Here is a 16,638-nt window from a genome sequence, read left to right on the forward strand (position 1 = left end):
GACGGCTCGGGTCAGGACGCCGACCCGCGCAGCCGGGCGCTCGCCTCGGCGAGGACGTCGTCCTTCTTGCAGAAGGTGAAGCGGACCTGGCTGCGGCCGGCGTCGGGATCGTCGTAGAAGACGGAGTCGGGGATGGCGACGACCCCGCAGCGTCCGGGGAGCGCGCGGCAGAAGGCGTAGGCGTCCTTCTCGCCGAAGGGGGTGATGTCGGTGGTGATGAAGTACGTCCCCTGAGGCCGGTGGACCTCGAACCCGGCCGCGCGCAGGCCGTCGCCGAGCAGGTCGCGCTTGCGGCGCAGATCGGCGCGGAAGCCCTCGAAGTCGGCGCGGAAGCCCTCGAAGTGCGAGTCCGGCAGGCGCAGCGCCTCGGCGATCGCGTACTGGAACGGGCCCGCGCTGACATGGGTCAGGTACTGCTTGGCCGTGCGGACGGCCGAGACGAGCGGGGCGGTCGCCGTGACCCAGGCGACTCCTCGTTGGCCTACCTATTCCCTGTCCTGCGACAGGCCCCGCTGCGGATCTCCGGCACCGGTGGTGAGCGGGCCGCACAACCTGTCCGGACCGGTCTGCCGGCCGTACCGACGGACTCGGTGGCGCGGCACTGTCCGTCGTATCCTGACCACACACGGGAAGGAGCCGTCCATGAGCGTCGACGCGATCGTGCACACCGAGTTCCCCAAGGGGTACACGGTCCTGTTCGGGGCCGACGGAAAGGTGATCATCACCCCGCAGAGCGAAGAGCACTCCAGCACCATCAGGTCGATGCAGATCGACTCCGCTCTCGCCCTCGGCCGTCACGCGAAGGTCACCTCAGATGTCTACATCGACTTCCCCGCCGACGAGAACTCCGCCCCCGACCTCGCGATCCTGCGCGAGGACGCACGCAAGGAAGGCAAGCGCTACAGCTTCGAGGACGTCCTGCTGATCTCCGAGGTCGTCTCGACCTCTTCCGCACGCAAGGACTACGACGACTGCACCGCGAAGTACGGCCGCTACGGAATCCCGATCTACCTGGTCGTGGACCCCTACGCCCAGGAAGTCGTCCTCCACACCCAGCCGACCGCCACCGGTTACATCGCCGCACACACCCACAAGTACGGCACGGGCAAGCTCCCCATCCCCCTGGCCGACGGCCGCACCTTCACGCTCGACCTCGACGAACTCCCGCGCCCGGAGCCCGAGGCGGACGCCCGCTGACGAGGGACTCCCCGCCGGCCAGGCCCGTGCCGTCGGCACCGCCGTCGCCGGACGTGGTCGCTCCTGGTCGGGGCAGCAGCCGGCTGGGATGGCCTGGTCTTTCGTCGATCGGGATCGGCCAGGGGGCGTGCCGTTCTGTGCCGTGAGTCCGCGCGACGAAGTCCGGTTCGACGCAAGAAGGTTCGAAGCCGTGTCTGCTGCGGGCGGCAACCACCACGTGCTGCCCTGAGGCAGCGGGCCCGCTCGTCCTCGGCCCTCGGCCGAGTTGTCGGCCCCGGTTCGGCGATAGCGTGGCACGGCAACGACTGCTGCAGACAGGTGGACGAGATTTCATGCGGATGCGGTTCGAACCCGAGGCCGAGGAGGAGTTCGAGGCGGCGCGTGGGCTGCTGGTCGACCGCCTGGTTCGGTGGGCCGGGGAGCAGGGGCTGCCGGTGGACGGGTTCCTGGCCGAGGCGGCGCTGGACTACCGGCACCTGGCGACAGCCGACGGCCGACTGGGGCTGTGGGAGTCGCGCCATGTGGAGGAGCTACTGCTCTCCTGGCTTCCCCAGCAGGTCACCGAGGGTCCCGAGGAGGAACGCGCCGACGCCCCGGGCACACTGCGCACGCTGCTGCGCTATCTGCACGCCGCGCAGTTGGCGGACCCGCGCGGCCCCTCACTCCAGGATTCCCTTGCCGCGGTCGACAGGGTCGCGGAACAGCATCTGGCGGCGATGACGGACCGCACTCGCTGGGGACTGGCGAAGTTCTGGGCGATGACGGCCGCGGAGCAGGGCGTGGACGTCCAGGACGGGGCGGCGTTTCAGCGCTTCGCGGACCGAGCGCAGCGCGGGGAGGTCGCCTACGATCAGCAGGCTCTCGCCGCGATCATGGAACGGCGGCTGACCGGCCGCGCGCTGTCCGGCGTGGCCCGGGCCGAGCCGCAGCTGCCCGTGATGCTTCCCCCGGACGACGAACTGCGCCGACGGGCCGAGGCGTCGACGGCCGTGGCACAGTTGCGCGGACTCGCCGAATGGGCGGGGCAGGACGGCCGCCCGGTGACGGCGACGGGACGGCTGCGGATGGCGGAGGCCCGCGAGCTGGTGGACGTACTCGGCACCGGCGACAGGATTGAGGGGGTGCGCTCTTCGGCCGACCTGCCGCGGCTGGGACTGCTGATGGAGTGGGCGAAGAAGGCACGGCTGGTCAGGGTGGTCAAGGGGCGGTTGTACGCGGTGGCCAAGGCCCGGCCGGTGCTGGCCGACCCGCTCCGGCTGTGGCTGCGCGCCTTCGAGGCGTGCTTCGAGCTGCGGCAGGCCCTGATCGGGGCACGCAGCGGCTGGCATGTCGAGTCGATGCTCTTCGACGTCTACGAGGACGTCCTGGAGGATGTGCTGAACACGCTCTACAGCCTGCCGTACCCGATGCCCTGGCCGCGGCTGCGCGACACGGTACACCTGGCCTACCGGACCTCCTTCCAGCTCGACGCCGGGTCGGACCTTCAGCACCGGATGTGGTTCGAGCACGCCGACCGGGACCTGCACGCGGTGCTCGACCTGCTGGACGACCTGGGCGCGATCGAGCGTGACCGTGGGATGGCCGATCCGGTGTTCCTCGACATCGACCCCTCCGATGCCGGTCCCGAACTGCTCGCGGACATGCCGCCGGAGCTCGCGGAGCTGCTGGGCGTCGCGGGGGCGGCAACGGACCCGGCGGCGCGGGAGCGTGCCGATGCCCGGCGGGAGGAGCTGACCGCCGGGCCGGTCGAGCTCATCCGTCTCACCGAGCTCGGTACCCGGGCCGTACGACAGCGGCTGCTGGCGGCCGGCAGGGACGCCCCGTTGGTCGGTGAACTGGCCCAGGCGCCGGCGGCCGGCCTGCTGGGGGTGCTGGCCGAGGAGTACGACCCGGACGCCGCCCGCACGGAGCTGGCCGGCTGGATCACGGCCCGCGGCGAGCGGGAAGGTGCCCTGCGGCAACTGACCGACGCCGTGAGGACCATGACCTTCCGCACGCGTGCGCAGGCGATGCTCGACGTGCTGCTGGCGGCGTTGCCGGACGGTGAGGGCGAGCGGCTGCTTGGCACGCTGCGGCGGGACACACAGCTGGCGCCGCTGGCGCTGAACGCGCTGGCGCACCGTGAGTTGCTGTCCCCAGAGGACATGACCGATGCGGAGTCGCTGCTGGTGCTCGCCGAGAGTTTGCTTCAGCTCGTGGAGTTGGCGGGCGGTAGGGACGGCGCCGAGGAGACGCTGCGCGCCCAGGGCTCCCAGGCCAGGGACGCGGTTGCCGCCGCGTTGGACTCCGCACACCCGGACCGGGCCGGACTCGACGAGCTCAGGCAGCTGGCGGCCCGGGCACTGGGTACCCACGGCGTGCGCGCCCGGAAGGCTCGGCGCTCCTCAGGCAAGAGCGGCCGCAAGCGGCGCCGCTGACCGGGCAACACCGCCTGCCCCCGGCGCCGGGTGCTCCGGCACTGTTACGGAGCCGGACGGAGGGAAACCGATGGGTCCCGGCGTCGTACGTCCTCGGTGGCGCGCTACCGTCGGGGTCGTGGTCGAGGGATGGGGCGAGGACGGGCTGCGGGCCCTGCGTGGCGCGCTCCACGCGCAGGACGGAGCCGGTACCACCGGTTCCGCGATGAGCGACAGCGCGGCCGGGTCCGCGCCGGGGCCGGTATGACTCCTTGCTGCCCCTGTCCTGCATGATCCGGGGGCGCTGTCGCCGGGCCTGGTGGCGCCGGTTGATCGCTGATGGAAGCGTGTCCGCCGACAGGCGCGTGACATGACTTCCGATCACCGCAGCCCGGACACCTCGACCGGGATCCTGGTGTACGTCTCCCCGCGACACCCGAAGGACACCGAATAGCCTCCGGCGCTTCGCACTTGCCGACGGTGGAGCCGGTGCGCGGGTTGCGTGCGCGCCGGCTCGGCAGACGGTGCAGGTGCTGGGCCGACCGGAGCCGAAGAGAAGGCCAAAGACGACCGGCCTCCTCTGACGGTGGTCAGTGCTCGAGTGCCTTGCGGAGCCGTTCCGTCGCGTCCGCCAGCACCTCGATGCGCTTACAGAATGCGAACCGGACGTAGGGTGCCCCCGTCTCTTTGTGGTCGTAGAAGACCGCGTTCGGGATGGCGACGACAGCCGCCCACTCGGGCAAGGCGCGGCAGAAGGCGAAACCGTCGCTCTCGCCGAGCGGCCGGATGTCGGTGGTGATGAAGTACGTGCCGGCCGGGCGGAAGACCTCGAAGCCCGCCTGCTCCAGGCCGCCCGCGAGCAGGTCCCGTTTGGCCAGCATGTCCGCGCGGAAGTCCGCGAAGTACGAGTCGGGCAGGCGCAGGGCCTCGGCCACGGCGTATTGGAAGGGCCCGGAGGCGACATACGTCAGGAACTGCTTGGCCGTGCGGACGGCCGAGACGAGCGGGGCGGCCGCCGTGACCCAGGCCACGCCTCGTTCGCGCACTCATTCGCATGAGGGCCCACAGGGCTACACCCCCGAGCGGCAGTGAGCTGTTGTGTACACATGGGACACTCGGTACTCTTGGGCGCATGACACAGCCCATGCCCATAGAGTCGATCCGCGATGTCCGGGCACACCTGGCCGAGGTGGTGGAGCGGGCCGACCGTGACGACGTACCTACCGTCATCACCCGGCGCGGCAAGCAGGTCGCCGCCGTAGTGTCCATCGAGGTGCTGCGCAAATATCAGGAGTGGGAAGAGCGCGAGATCAACCGGATCATCGACGAGCGTATGGCCAACCCGGCACCCGGCATCCCGATCGAGGACATCATGAGGGAGACGCTGGCGCGCAGTGAGTGAGTACCGCACCGTCTTCCGAGCCGAGGCGCAGGCCGAACTCCGCAAGGTGCCGCGAGACATGGCCCTCCGGATTTTGGCCAAGCTGACCGAGCTGGAGAGCGACCCGATGGGGTTCAACACCACGGCCCTCGTCTCCCAGCCCGACCGGCGCCGCCTACGGGTAGGCGACTACCGCGTGATCTACACAATCGACAACGGCGAGCTGGTGGTGTGGGTCGTACACGTCGGGCATCGCTCCACCGCCTACGACACCTGAGCACTCCTGACGTCGGGTCAGAATATGCAGCACCGATCCGGCACGGGATCAACGAAGAGGCCGGGCCCGTAACAGCCTGCACCGCAGACGATGCAGGCGCCAGGCCGGCCGGAGTGGGAGGGGAGACCGTTCCGCAGGAAGGCGACGTGCGGTTTCGCGTCGCCGAAGCGCTCGCCGACATCGTGGCCATGCGTCGCGATGGTGTCTGCCGACACGTGACTCCTCCGGTGCGGGGCTGAGGTCCACGGAGGAGCCCAGACCGTACGGCTGTTACGCGGCCAGCGACTTGAGCCGGGATACCGCCTCCTCCAGCACGTTTGTCCGTTTACAGAAAGCAAATCGAACAAAGGGTGCGCCTTGCTCGCGGTGGTCGTAGAAGACCTCGTTCGGGATGGCGACCACCCCGCAGCGTTCCGGCAGGGCGCGGCAGAAGGCAGAGCCGTCGCTCTCGCCGAGCGGCCGGATGTCGGTGGTGATGAAATACGTGCCGGCCGGGCGGAAGACCTCGAAGCCCGCCTGCTCCAGGCCGCCCGCGAGCAGGTCCCGTTTGGCCAGCATGTCCGCGCGGAAGTCCGCGAAGTACGAGTCGGGCAGGCGCAGGGCCTCGGCCACGGCGTATTGGAAGGGCCCGGAGGCGACATACGTCAGGAACTGCTTGGCCGTGCGGACGGCCGAGACGAGCGGGGCGGCCGCCGTGACCCAGCCGACCTTCCAGCCGGTGAAGGAGAAGGTCTTGCCGGCGGAGGAGATGGAGACCGTGCGCTCGCGCATGCCGGGCAGGGCCGCGATGGGGCGGTGCGCGCCCTCGTAGACCAGGTGCTCGTACACCTCGTCGGTGACGACGAGCAGATCGTGTTCGACGGCCAGTGCGGCGATGGCGCCCTGTTCCTCGGCGGTCAGGACCGTCCCGGTGGGGTTGTGCGGGGTGTTGAGGAGCAGGAGACGGGTGCGCGGGGTGATCTTGGCGCGCAACTCGTCCAGGTCCGGGCGGAAGGACGGGGCGCGCAGGGTGAGCGGTACGCGCCTGGCGCCCGCCATCGCGATGCAGGCGGCGTAGGAGTCGTAGAAGGGTTCGAAGGCGATGACCTCGTCACCGGGCTCCAGCAGTGCCAGCATGGCCGCCGCGATCGCCTCGGTCGCCCCGGCGGTGACCAGGACCTCCGTGTCGGGGTCGAGGTCCAGGCCGTAGAAGCGGCGCTGGTGGTCGCTGACGGCGGTGCGCAGCTCCGGGATGCCCGGGCCGGGCGGGTACTGGTTGCCGCGGCCCTCGCGCAGCGCCCGTACGGCCGCTTCCCGTACGGACTCGGGGCCGTCCGTGTCGGGGAAGCCCTGGCCCAGGTTGATCGCGCCGGTCGCGGTGGCCAGTGCCGACATCTCCGCGAAGATCGTCGTCCCGAGTCCGTCCAGCCTGCGGTTCAGCACCGGCCTGCCGCTCATCGCTCCACCATCTCCTCACTCGGTCCGTCCGCCGCCATCCTGCGCTCAAGCTCTGGAGTTCCTCAACTCTGCTTTGGCCGGCGAGACGGCCGGGCATCCCCCGGTCACGCAAGTGTCACGCACCGAGCGAGGCGCCCACGGGGGGCCGCTTCGGGGGAACGGAAAGAAGGTGACGCCATGGACATGGTCTTCATCGTGGCGGCGGTCGCGATCGTCTGCGTCGCGGTCGTCGCGTCCGCGGCGAGCAAGGGCGGCGGCGCCAAGCGGGCCGGCGGGCGCGGCAGGAGCGGGGCGTACGGCGCGGGTGCCGACGGCAGTTGGTGGGCGGCGGACGGGGGAGGGAGCGGGTCGTCCTCCGGCGGTCACCACTCCGGTGGCCACCACTCCGGCGGTCACCACTCCTGCGGGGGCGGCCACTCCTGCGGCGGCCACTCGTCCTGTGGCGGCGGGGGCGGATGCGGGGGACACGGCTGACGCGGGGCGGCTGAGCCCCCAGCGACGGGGGAACGGGGGAAACCGCATCCGGGAAACCACCGGGCGCCCGCCGGAAGTGGCATCCGGTGGGCGCCCCGGTGTGCGCCAGGCGTGCGCCGCACTTGAACAGTTGAGCTGTGGAGCCCTCTGAGGGATGGAAACCCCACGAAGTTGGGTAAAAACGCTGTGGCGGCGCCACCGTTCATGATTCCCTCTAGTTCACCAACGCAGCCCCTCCGACGCCCTCGCAGACACCCACACCCCGGCCCGGGGACCGGCTGGGCCGACCGGGCTGAACGGCCGATCTCCCGGTGTCGACCGAGGTGCGCCGGACCACACTCTCCTCCTTTGCGTGCTAGCGGAGCCGATCCATGCTCACGACCCTGAACACCTCCTACACCGATACGCGCGCGGCCGACCTCGCCTGGGCCCTGGGACGCGAACCGCTCCCCGCCCTGGCCACCCTCGATCTCGAACTCCACGGGGCCAAGCTGCAGTTGAGACTCCTCGGCGCGTCCCACCAGGTGCTCCTGGAGGAGGAGCGGGGCCGTTGCTCCGAGACGGTGGCGTGCATCGCGGGATCCAGCACCCCGCTTCCGCTCGGCGTCGCCAAGCGGGTCGGCGACTGGGAGTACGAGTTCGCGGCCCGCGTCGAAGTGCTCTCCCCGGGCTCCTTCGCGGGCCGCGCCCAGGAGTTGCTGGCCCTCGTCTCCGACCACCCCCACGGCCTGGCCGGCGTCTTCCCCGGCAGCCCGCACGCCTTCACGGCGATGCTCGCCCAGCGGCAGGAGGGCCAGGTGCACTGGCGCACCTGGCACGCCTACCCGCAGGACGGCCAGTTGGTGGCCACACGGACCCGGGTGGGGGCGCGGACCGCACAAACCCCCGAGGCCGCAAAGGCCATGGAGTTCCACACGTGTGGGTGACAAGGCGTGCCCCAGCAGTGACGTAACGTCGCACCGTGATTGAGTCGCACGCGCCCGCCCCGCCCGGCACACCGCCGCAGTGGGGCGCGTCCCCGCGGCTGCCCGTCCGGCCCGGAACCGGCCGGTTCCTGGTCCTCGCGTGCGTCTTCGTCTGCGCGGCCTGCGGTCTGGTGTACGAACTCGAACTCGTCGCACTGGCCTCGTACTTGATCGGTGACTCGGTCACCCAGGCCTCCGTCGTGCTGTCCGTCATGGTGTTCGCGATGGGCATCGGCTCGCTGGCCGCCAAGCGGCTGCGCTGGCACGCGGCGGCCGCCTTCGGCGCGGTCGAGGCCGTCCTCGCCCTGGTCGGCGGCTGCAGCGCGATGGCGCTGTACGCGGTCTTCGCGTGGACCGGCGACTGGGGCGGCCTGTGGGCCAGCGGCCCCCGCTGTCTGCTGGTCGGCTTCTCCCTCGCCATCGGGCTGCTCATCGGCGCCGAGGTCCCGCTGTTGATGGAGCTGATCCAGCGCATCCGCCGCCAGGACGCCGGCGGCGCGGTGGCCGACCTGTTCGCCGCCGACTACGTGGGCGCCCTCGCCGGCGGCCTGGCCTTTCCGTTCCTCCTCCTGCCGTGCCTGGGCCAGCTGACCGGAGCGCTGCTCACCGGCACGGTGAACGTGGTGGCGGGGGGCGCGCTGGTGCTCGGCCTGTTCCGCCGCGACCTGACGCGCCGGGCGCGCTGGACGCTGCTCGCCGCGAGCCTCACCGTCCTCGGGGTCCTCGCCTCCGCCGCCGTCCTCGTCGGCGACTTCGAACGGGCGGCGCGGCACGCGGTCTACGGCGGCCACGTCCGGGTGGCCCTGCAGACGGACGTGCAGGAGGTGGTCCTCACCGGCGGCACGCACGGCCGCCCCCTGGACCTCTTCCTGGACGGCCGGCTGCGGGTCGGCGGACGCGACGAACGCCGGTACCACGAGGCGCTGGTCCACCCCGCGCTGAGCGGCCCCCACGCGCGCGTGCTGATCCTCGGCGGCGGGGACGGGCTGGCGGCGCGCGAGGTGCTGCGCCACCGGGGCGTGCGCCGGGTCCAGGTCGTCGAACTCGACGCACAACTGGTCGGGCTGGCCCGCCACGACCCAGGGCTGTCCACGCTGAACGGACACGCGTTCGACGACCCCCGCGTCCACGTCACCACGGCGGACGCCTTCCGCTGGCTGCGCGGGGCGCCTCCGGCGGCGTACGACGTGGTGGTCGCGGACCTGCCCGACCCCGGCATCACCGCCAGCACGAAGCTGTACTCGCAGGAGTTCTACGGCCTGGCCCGACGGGTGCTGGCCCCCGGCGGCCGGCTGGTGGTGCACGCCGGGCCCCTCTCCGGCCGCCCGCGCGTCTTCTGGACCGTCGCCGCCACGCTGCGCGCGGCCGGCCTCGCCGTCACCCCCTACCGCGTCCCGGGCCACGGCCCCGGCTTCGCGGCGGGCCCCGACCGCGCCGCCGGCACCTCCCGCGCCCCCCACGACTGGGGCTTCCTGCTGGCCGCACCCGGCCCCCACGCACCACCCCTGCGCCTGGACCCGCGCGCCCCCCGCCCCCGCACCCTGACCCCGTCGGCCCTGTCGGTGGACGCCCGCACGGCGGCCCGCACCCGGATCGCGGGACTGCCGGCGTCGACGCTGGTGCATCCGCGCTACTGAACCGGCCGGCGGCGCGAGCGGACGGGCCGCCCGGGGGCGGAGTCACGGGGGGAGCCACTGGGCGGCGGGGCCACTCGGCCGGGATCCACTCGGCGGCGGAGGCACTGGGCGCGAAGCCACTCGGGGGCGGAGCCGCTCGGCCGGGAGCCACTGGGCGGCGCAGCCACTCGGCGGTGGAGTCATTCGGGGATGGAGCCACCCGGCCGCGTAGCGCTCGGCGGCGCAGCCACTCGACGGTGGAGCCACTCGGCCGGGATCCGCTCGGGGGCGGAGGCACTGGGCGCGGAGTCACTCGGGGGCGGAGCCGCTCGGCCGGGAGCCACTGGGCGGCGGGGCCACTCGGCCGGGAGCCACTGGGCGGCGGAGTCACTCGGCGGCGGAGCCACTCGGCGGCGGAGTCACTCGGGAATGGAGTCACTCGGCGGCGCAGCCAATCGGCGTGCGGAGCCACTCGACCGTGGGGAGGGTACCTTCGCGCCACTCCTGGGTAGGCTCAGCCGACATGGAGCACCAGGTCTTCGTCCCGGTTCCGGCCGAGCGGCTCAGAGAGGCGCTGGCCGATCCCGCGCGGGTCGCCCGGGCGGTCCCCGGCCTCCAGCAGGATGCCGGTGCCGCACCCGTCGCCGGGCGGCTGAAGGTCCGCGTCGGCAGCCACTCCGTCACCTACCGGGGGAGGGTGCGCGTCACGGCCCGCGAGGACGGCGCGTACGCCGTCGAGGGGGAGGCCGCCGAGGCCCGGGGCGCCGGCACCGTCGAACTCGCCCTCACCCTCCGCCTCGCGGACGCCGACGGCGGCACCACGGTGACCGTCGACGGCACGGTCTCGGCCGACGGCCGTATCGCCGAACTGCCGACGGAGGCGGTGACCTCGGCGGCCGCCCGCCTGCTGAACCGTTTCGTGGCGGCACTGGGTACGCCCGCCGAGGCGCCCCCGGAACGACACGCTCCCGTCCTCGACACCGAGGCCCCACCGCCCTCCCTCGACCCCGAGACCACCGCCGACGTGTCCGGAGCCACCACCGGCGACCTCCCCGAGCCCGGCCCCGAGCCCGGCCCCGAGGACTTCTCCGGGACCGGTGAGCCCCCCGCAGAGGCGGCGCACGCCCGCCGGACGATGATCGGCCGGAGCGCGGAGGAGGTCGACCACGCCCCGCCCCGCGGCAGGTACGCCCCCGTCCCCGCCCCCCAGACCGGCACCGCGGGCCTCGCCCTGCGCTGGGCGGCCCCGGCCGCCGCGCTGGCCCTGGCGTCGGCGATCGTGGTGGGCAGGGCACTGCGCAGGCGCCGCTGAGGAGCGAGCGGGCGGGTGGGCGGCGGGCGACGCCCTCTTGATCGCCCCAGTAGGGTCGTCCCGTGAGTAACGAAGACATCACGTTGAGCGCGGGTGACGCGGAAGCGACGGTGCGGCCGGGCAACGGCGGCCGTATCGGCGGGCTCCGGATCGGTGGCGTCGAACTGCTGCGGCAGGGCGAGCGGTTCGGCTGCTTCCCGATGGTGCCCTGGTGCGGCCGGATCAGGGACGGCCGCTTCCTGGACGGCGGCACCGTCCGGCAGATGCCGCTCAACTCCCCGCCCCACGCCATCCACGGCACCGTCCGCGACGGCGCCTGGCGCACCGCCCGCACCAGCGCCAACGAGGCGGTCATCACCTGCGACCTGGGCGATCCGTGGCCGCATCCCGGCCGCGTCACCCACGTCGTCGCGCTGACCGAGGACTCCCTGACGCTGACGATGTCCGTGGAGACGTACGACTCCTCCTTCCCGGCGCAGATCGGCTGGCACCCGTGGTTCAACCGGAACCTGGGCGGCGACGACGTACGACTCGACTTCACGCCCGCCTGGCAGGAGGAGCGCGGGGACGACCACCTGCCCACCGGCAACCGGATCGCCCCGAAACCCGGTCCCTGGGACGACTGCTTCGGCATGCCCGACGGCGTCGACGTCATCCTCACCTGGCCCGGGCAGCTGGAGCTGAAGGTGGCCAGCCGCCAGGAGTGGGTCGTCGTCTACGACGAGCAGGAGGCGGCCGTGTGCGTGGAGCCGCAGACCGGCCCGCCCAACGGCCTGAACACCCTGCCGCGCCTGGTCACGCCCCTGGAGCCGCTGGAGGCCGGCACCACCTGGAGCTGGCGCCGCCTCTAAGCTGGCTGCCATGACGGATGGCAACGAAGCAGTGCGGGCGGCCACACGTGGCGAGCTGCTGCGGCAGATCAAGGACAAGGCCGTGGTGCACGGCAAGGTGACCCTGTCGTCGGGTCTGGAAGCCGACTACTACGTCGACCTGCGCCGCATCACCCTGGACGGGGAGGCCGCGCCGCTCGTCGGGCAGGTGCTCCTCGACCTGACCGCCGACCTCGACTACGACGCGGTGGGCGGGCTGACCATGGGCGCCGACCCGGTCGCCGCCTCGATCCTGCACGCGGCCGCCGCCCGGGGCAGGCGCGTCGACGCCTTCGTCGTCCGCAAGGCGGCCAAGGCGCACGGGCTGCAGCGGCGCGTCGAGGGACCGGACATCGCGGGCCGCCGGGTCCTCGTCGTCGAGGACACCTCCACCACCGGCGGCTCTCCGCTGACCGCCGTCGAGGCGGTGCGCGAGGCGGGCGCGGAGGTCGTCGCGGTGGCCACGATCGTGGACCGGGCGACCGGTGCCGCGGAGAAGATCCAGGAGGGCGCCGGTGTGCCGTACCTCTTCGCCTACTCCAAGGACGACCTGGGCCTCGACTGAGATCCCCGCCGAGTCGTCCGTGTTATCCACAAGCTGGACAGGGCGGGCAAAGCACCCGGCCACGTCTGGAAAGATGGGCCCGACGACGACGTCACCCCCAAGGTCTAGGTCAGGGCCGTAGTACGCAGAACGCCAACCCGCACACTCAAGGAGCGGACAGATGCCCATCGCAACCCCCGAGGTCTACAACGAGATGCTCGACCGGGCGAAGGCAGGCAAGTTCGCCTACCCGGCCATCAACGTCACCTCGACCCAGACCCTGCACGCCGCCCTGCGCGGCTTCGCGGAGGCGGAGAGCGACGGCATCGTCCAGATCTCCACGGGCGGCGCCGAGTTCCTGGGCGGCCAGTACAGCAAGGAGATGGTGACCGGCGCCGTCGCGCTCGCCGAGTTCGCGCACATCGTCGCCGAGAAGTACCCCGTCAACATCGCGCTGCACACCGACCACTGCCCGAAGGACAAGCTCGACGGGTACGTCCGTCCGCTGCTCGCCCTGTCGAAGAAGCGCGTCGAGGCCGGTCTCACCCCGCTGTTCCAGTCGCACATGTGGGACGGCTCGGCCGAGACCCTCGCCGACAACCTGGACATCGCCCGGGAGCTGCTGGAGCAGGCCCGCGCCGCCAAGATCATCCTTGAGGTCGAGATCACCCCGACCGGCGGCGAGGAGGACGGCGTCTCCCACGAGATCAACGACTCCCTCTACACCACGGTCGACGACGCGATCCGCACCGCCGAGGCCCTGGGTCTGGGCGAGAAGGGCCGCTACCTGCTGGCCGCGTCCTTCGGCAACGTCCACGGCGTGTACAAGCCCGGCAACGTCGTGCTCCGTCCCGAGCTCCTCAAGGAGCTGAACGAGGGCGTGGCCGCACGGTTCGGCAAGGAGTCGCCGTTCGACTTCGTCTTCCACGGCGGCTCCGGCTCGACCGCCGAGGAGATCGCCACTGCGCTGGACAACGGCGTCGTGAAGATGAACCTCGACACCGACACCCAGTACGCCTTCACCCGCCCGGTCGCCGACCACATGTTCCGCAACTACGACGGCGTCCTGAAGGTCGACGGCGAGGTCGGCTCCAAGAAGACCTACGACCCGCGCACCTGGGGCAAGCTGGCCGAGGCGGGCATGGCCGAGCGGGTCGTCGAGGCGACGCAGAACCTGCGCTCGGCGGGCAACAAGATCAAGTAAGCCTCCTGGGAGGCGATTTCGGCGGGCCCGGTGCCACGGCACCGGGCCCGCTGTATACCTGGAGCATGCCCGACACCCGGAGCGTGCCCGACGTCCGACTGGCCTCGCCCCGCGGCAGGTGGATCCTGCTGACCACGGTCCTCGGCTCCAGCATGGCCCTGCTCGACTCTACGGTCGTCAACGTGGCGCTCCCACGCATCGGCCACGACCTGGACGCGAGCCTCGCCGCCCTCCAGTGGACCGTGAACGCGTACATGCTGACGCTGGCCGGTCTGATCCTGCTGGGCGGCTCGCTCGGCGACCGCTACGGCCGCCGCCGGATCTTCGTCCTCGGCGTGATCTGGTTCGCCTCCGCCTCCCTGCTGTGCGGGCTCGCCCCCACCTCCGGCGTCCTGGTCGCCGCCCGCGCGCTGCAGGGCGTCGGCGGAGCCCTGCTCACCCCCGGTTCGCTCGCCCTCATCCAGGCCTCCTTCCACCCCGACGACCGGGGCCGAGCGGTGGGCCTGTGGTCGGGCTTCGGCGGCATCGGCGCGGCCGTGGGGCCGTTCCTGGGCGGCTGGCTGGTGGCGGGCCCCGGCTGGCGCTGGGTGTTCCTGCTCAACATCCCCGTCGCGCTGCTGTGCGTACCGGTCGCGGTGCGCCACGTACCCGAGTCCGCCGACCGCCGCAGCCACGGCCGCTTCGACGTCCTCGGCGCCGCGCTCGGCGCCGTCTCCCTGGCCCTGCTCACCTACGCGCTGATCGAGGCGCGGGAGGCCTCCTGGGCGGTCGCCGTGACGGCGTCGGCGGGGGTGGCCGCGGCGGTGGCGTTCGTCCGCGTCGAGAGGCACCGCCCCGACCCCATGCTGCCGCCGGACATCTTCGCCTCCCGCCAGTTCACGGCTGTGAACCTGGTGACGCTGTGCGTGTACGCGGCCTTCGGCGGCTTCTTCTTCCTGGTGGCGCTCCAGCTCCAGGTGGTGGCGGGCTACTCGCCACTGCAGGCCGGTACGGCCCTGCTGCCCACCACCGCCCTGATGCTGCTGTTCTCGGCCCGCTCCGGCGCCCTCGCCGACCGGATCGGCCCGCGCCTGCCGCTCACGGTGGGTCCTTTGCTGTGTGCGGCCGCGATGCTGCTGATGCTGAGGGTGGGCCGGGACGCCGACTACCTGTCCGACGTGCTGCCGGCCCTGCTGGTCATGGGTGCCGGCATGGTCACCCTGGTGGCCCCGCTGACCGCGACCGTCCTCGCCTCCGTCGACACCGCCCGTGCGGGCCTGGCCAGCGGCATCAACAACGCGGCGGCCCGGGCGGCGGGCCTGGTCGCGGTGGCGGCGCTGCCCCTGCTGACGGGGATGGGCCCGGACTCCTACCGCTCGGCCGCCGCCTTCGACACGGCGTTCGACCGGGCGATGCCGATCCTTGCGGCGGTACTGGTGGCGGGCGCCGCCCTCGCCGCCTCGACGATCCGCCGCCCACCCCCCGACTGCCGCCACCCGGAGTGCCGAACCCACGGCGCGGTAACGGCCCCGCCACTGGAGGGGGAGGGAAGGCGTACGGGGTAGGGCGGGGGGAGGCAGACCCGGGCCCGGGCCCGGGCCCGGGGAGTCGGAATAGGCCCGAGGGGTGGGAGTGGGCCCGAGGGGTGGGAGTGGGCCCGAGGGGTGGGAGTGGGCCCGAGGGGTGGGAGTGGGCCCGAGGGGTGGGGTCAGGTCCGAAGGTTGGGGTCAGGTCCGAGGGGTCGGGATCGGGCGGGGTCGGGAGCAGGCCTGAGGGGTCGGGATCGGGCGGGGTCGGGAGCAGGCCTGAGGGGTAAGGATCGGGCCGGGGTGGCGGGACCAGGCCCGACGGGGGTGGGAGCAGGCCTGAGGGGGCGGACCAGGCCCGACGGGGGTGGGGTCAGCCCAGACGGCGGCACGGGCGTGCAGCCGTCTGGGCGGGGCTCCGAGGGCTGCGCATCCAGCCTGCCCGGCTTCTTGTAGACCTCGCATCCAGCCCGCTGGCCCCGCCCCCGCCCCCAGCGCCCAGCCCGCGAAGAGTCCTCGCACCCAGCCTGCGGGGCCTCCCTCGGGCCCGTATCCAGCCCCGCCGGGCCCTCGCCGAGGGGCCTCGGTCTCTGCCGGGCCTTCGTCGACGCCCGTCCCGAGTGCTGCTCAGCCTCCGGTGGGTCTCGTGTTGAGCGCTGGTCAGCCTCCGGTGGGTCTCGTGTTGAGCGCTGGTCAGCCTCCGGTGGGTCTCGTGTTGAGCGCTGCTCAGCCCCCGGAGGGCCCCGTACTCCAGCCTGCCGAGCCCCCGGTGGGTCTCGTGTCGAGCGCTGGTCAGCCTCCGGTGGGTCTCGTGTCGAGCCCTGCTCAGCCTCCGGTGGGCCTCGTGTCGAGCGCTGCTCAGCCCCCGGAGGGCCCCGTACTCCAGCCTGCCGAGCCCCCGGAGGGCCCCGTGCAGGAGACTGGATGTCATGACGATTCACGAGAACCTCCTCGGGGGCCCGCCCCCGACTCACCTCCCCGACGACCCGGAGCCCCGCGAGCTGCTCGCCCAGGGGACCGCGCCGGCGGACGTAGCCGCCAAGTACCCGACCTCCTCCCTCGCCTGGGCCCAGCTGGCCGACGAGGCGTTCGAGCGGGGCTCGGTCGTGGAGTCGTACGCCTATGCCCGTACGGGCTACCACCGCGGCCTGGACGCCCTGCGCCGCAGTGGCTGGAAGGGCCATGGCCCGGTGCCCTGGGAGCACGAACCGAACCGCGGGTTCCTGCGCGCCCTGCACGGCCTCGCCCGCGCCGCACAGGCGATCGGCGAGCAGGAGGAGTTCGAGCGCTGTACGCAGTTCCTGAGGGACTCCTCGCCGACGGCGGCCCAGACGCTGGGCTGACGCTCCGCGCCGCTCCCGCGGGGCTGCCGCCGAGGCCCGTCTGTGAGCAGACGGGCCTTGCGATCTACCGCCCCGATACGGAGGATGCCCGTGGGGACCGGGGCCCCCGTGCCGGCAT

General features: G+C 72.5%; 15 protein-coding genes and 2 pseudogenes. 14 read left to right on the forward strand and 3 right to left on the reverse strand.

Annotated elements, in window-relative coordinates:
* Positions 1–11 precede the first annotated feature (11 nt).
* Positions 12–470: pseudogene (locus ACFYMM_RS11455) on the reverse strand (aminotransferase class I/II-fold pyridoxal phosphate-dependent enzyme); the annotation flags it as partial.
* Between the two features lie 172 nt (positions 471–642).
* Here ACFYMM_RS11455 and ACFYMM_RS11460 point away from each other — a divergent pair.
* The 3 genes from ACFYMM_RS11460 (at position 643) to ACFYMM_RS11470 (ending at position 3,861) form a co-directional block, all read left to right on the forward strand.
* Positions 643–1,197 carry a Uma2 family endonuclease gene (locus ACFYMM_RS11460; RefSeq protein ID WP_388385612.1) on the forward strand — a complete coding sequence of 185 codons (555 nt, stop codon included), beginning with the start codon at positions 643–645 and terminating at the stop codon, positions 1,195–1,197.
* 332 nt (positions 1,198–1,529) lie between these two features.
* A complete protein-coding gene (locus ACFYMM_RS11465; RefSeq protein WP_388385613.1) occupies positions 1,530–3,614 on the forward strand; it encodes a hypothetical protein in 2,085 nt (694 codons plus the stop codon).
* 118 nt (positions 3,615–3,732) lie between these two features.
* Positions 3,733–3,861 (forward strand): hypothetical protein, encoded by a 129-nt coding sequence (locus ACFYMM_RS11470; RefSeq protein WP_388385614.1) that lies wholly within the window; start codon positions 3,733–3,735, stop codon positions 3,859–3,861.
* Between the two features lie 322 nt (positions 3,862–4,183).
* Here the strand turns inward: ACFYMM_RS11470 and ACFYMM_RS11475 are convergent.
* Positions 4,184–4,624 (reverse strand): annotated as a pseudogene (locus ACFYMM_RS11475) (aminotransferase class I/II-fold pyridoxal phosphate-dependent enzyme); the annotation flags it as partial.
* Between the two features lie 101 nt (positions 4,625–4,725).
* On the opposite strand from ACFYMM_RS11475, the gene ACFYMM_RS11480 reads away from it, so the two are divergent.
* Both ACFYMM_RS11480 and ACFYMM_RS11485 read left to right on the forward strand, forming a co-directional pair.
* Positions 4,726–4,995: a type II toxin-antitoxin system Phd/YefM family antitoxin gene (locus ACFYMM_RS11480; RefSeq protein WP_107466709.1), complete on the forward strand. Its 270-nt coding sequence runs from the start codon at positions 4,726–4,728 to the stop codon at positions 4,993–4,995.
* Entirely contained in the window at positions 4,988–5,251 is a 264-nt protein-coding gene (locus tag ACFYMM_RS11485; RefSeq protein WP_388385615.1) for a type II toxin-antitoxin system RelE/ParE family toxin, read from the forward strand. The genes ACFYMM_RS11480 and ACFYMM_RS11485 overlap by 8 nt, the downstream gene beginning before the upstream one ends.
* A 270-nt stretch (positions 5,252–5,521) precedes the next feature.
* On the opposite strand, the gene ACFYMM_RS11490 is transcribed toward ACFYMM_RS11485, so the two are convergent.
* Positions 5,522–6,688, reverse strand: coding sequence for a pyridoxal phosphate-dependent aminotransferase (locus tag ACFYMM_RS11490; RefSeq protein WP_388385616.1), 1,167 nt, complete (start codon positions 6,686–6,688; stop codon positions 5,522–5,524).
* Positions 6,689–6,865: 177 nt separating this feature from the next.
* On the opposite strand from ACFYMM_RS11490, the gene ACFYMM_RS11495 reads away from it, so the two are divergent.
* From ACFYMM_RS11495 to ACFYMM_RS11535, 9 genes are all read left to right on the forward strand, one after another.
* Positions 6,866–7,162 carry a hypothetical protein gene (locus ACFYMM_RS11495; RefSeq protein WP_388385617.1) on the forward strand — a complete coding sequence of 99 codons (297 nt, stop codon included), beginning with the start codon at positions 6,866–6,868 and terminating at the stop codon, positions 7,160–7,162.
* A gap of 371 nt (positions 7,163–7,533) precedes the next feature.
* Positions 7,534–8,088 (forward strand): DUF2617 family protein, encoded by a 555-nt coding sequence (locus ACFYMM_RS11500; RefSeq protein WP_388385618.1) that lies wholly within the window; start codon positions 7,534–7,536, stop codon positions 8,086–8,088.
* A 35-nt stretch (positions 8,089–8,123) separates the two neighbouring features.
* On the forward strand, positions 8,124–9,764 hold the full coding sequence (locus tag ACFYMM_RS11505; protein WP_388385619.1) for a polyamine aminopropyltransferase: 1,641 nt from the start codon (positions 8,124–8,126) through the stop codon (positions 9,762–9,764).
* Between the two features lie 502 nt (positions 9,765–10,266).
* The gene (locus ACFYMM_RS11510) at positions 10,267–11,055 is read left to right on the forward strand and encodes an SRPBCC domain-containing protein (protein WP_388385620.1); all 789 of its coding nucleotides are present in this window, start codon (positions 10,267–10,269) and stop codon (positions 11,053–11,055) included.
* Positions 11,056–11,117: 62 nt separating this feature from the next.
* Positions 11,118–11,906 (forward strand): aldose 1-epimerase, encoded by a 789-nt coding sequence (locus tag ACFYMM_RS11515; protein WP_388385621.1) that lies wholly within the window; start codon positions 11,118–11,120, stop codon positions 11,904–11,906.
* Between the two features lie 10 nt (positions 11,907–11,916).
* On the forward strand, positions 11,917–12,489 hold the full coding sequence (pyrE, locus tag ACFYMM_RS11520; protein WP_388385622.1) for an orotate phosphoribosyltransferase: 573 nt from the start codon (positions 11,917–11,919) through the stop codon (positions 12,487–12,489).
* A gap of 160 nt (positions 12,490–12,649) precedes the next feature.
* Positions 12,650–13,672: a class II fructose-bisphosphate aldolase gene (fbaA, locus tag ACFYMM_RS11525; protein WP_388385623.1), complete on the forward strand. Its 1,023-nt coding sequence runs from the start codon at positions 12,650–12,652 to the stop codon at positions 13,670–13,672.
* A gap of 83 nt (positions 13,673–13,755) precedes the next feature.
* The gene (locus ACFYMM_RS11530; RefSeq protein WP_388385793.1) at positions 13,756–15,216 is read left to right on the forward strand and encodes an MFS transporter; all 1,461 of its coding nucleotides are present in this window, start codon (positions 13,756–13,758) and stop codon (positions 15,214–15,216) included.
* Positions 15,217–16,106: 890 nt separating this feature from the next.
* A complete protein-coding gene (locus ACFYMM_RS11535) occupies positions 16,107–16,520 on the forward strand; it encodes a DUF3151 domain-containing protein (protein WP_388385624.1) in 414 nt (137 codons plus the stop codon).
* The last annotated feature ends 118 nt before the right edge of the window (positions 16,521–16,638 follow it).

The organism is Streptomyces sp. NPDC006739, from assembly GCF_042869815.1.
Lineage (GTDB): Bacteria > Actinomycetota > Actinomycetes > Streptomycetales > Streptomycetaceae > Streptomyces.

Bases quoted from the DNA above. Each gene is read 5' to 3' on its own strand.
- ACFYMM_RS11460 (WP_388385612.1), top strand. From the start codon at position 643: ATGAGCGTCGACGCGATCGTGCACACCGAGTTCCCCAAGGGGTACACG.
- ACFYMM_RS11465 (WP_388385613.1), top strand. From the start codon at position 1,530: ATGCGGATGCGGTTCGAACCCGAGGCCGAGGAGGAGTTCGAGGCGGCG.
- ACFYMM_RS11480 (WP_107466709.1), top strand. From the start codon at position 4,726: ATGACACAGCCCATGCCCATAGAGTCGATCCGCGATGTCCGGGCACAC.
- ACFYMM_RS11490 (WP_388385616.1), bottom strand. From the start codon at position 6,688: ATGAGCGGCAGGCCGGTGCTGAACCGCAGGCTGGACGGACTCGGGACG.
- ACFYMM_RS11495 (WP_388385617.1), top strand. From the start codon at position 6,866: ATGGACATGGTCTTCATCGTGGCGGCGGTCGCGATCGTCTGCGTCGCG.
- ACFYMM_RS11500 (WP_388385618.1), top strand. From the start codon at position 7,534: ATGCTCACGACCCTGAACACCTCCTACACCGATACGCGCGCGGCCGAC.
- ACFYMM_RS11510 (WP_388385620.1), top strand. From the start codon at position 10,267: ATGGAGCACCAGGTCTTCGTCCCGGTTCCGGCCGAGCGGCTCAGAGAG.
- pyrE (WP_388385622.1), top strand. From the start codon at position 11,917: ATGACGGATGGCAACGAAGCAGTGCGGGCGGCCACACGTGGCGAGCTG.
- fbaA (WP_388385623.1), top strand. From the start codon at position 12,650: ATGCCCATCGCAACCCCCGAGGTCTACAACGAGATGCTCGACCGGGCG.
- ACFYMM_RS11535 (WP_388385624.1), top strand. From the start codon at position 16,107: ATGACGATTCACGAGAACCTCCTCGGGGGCCCGCCCCCGACTCACCTC.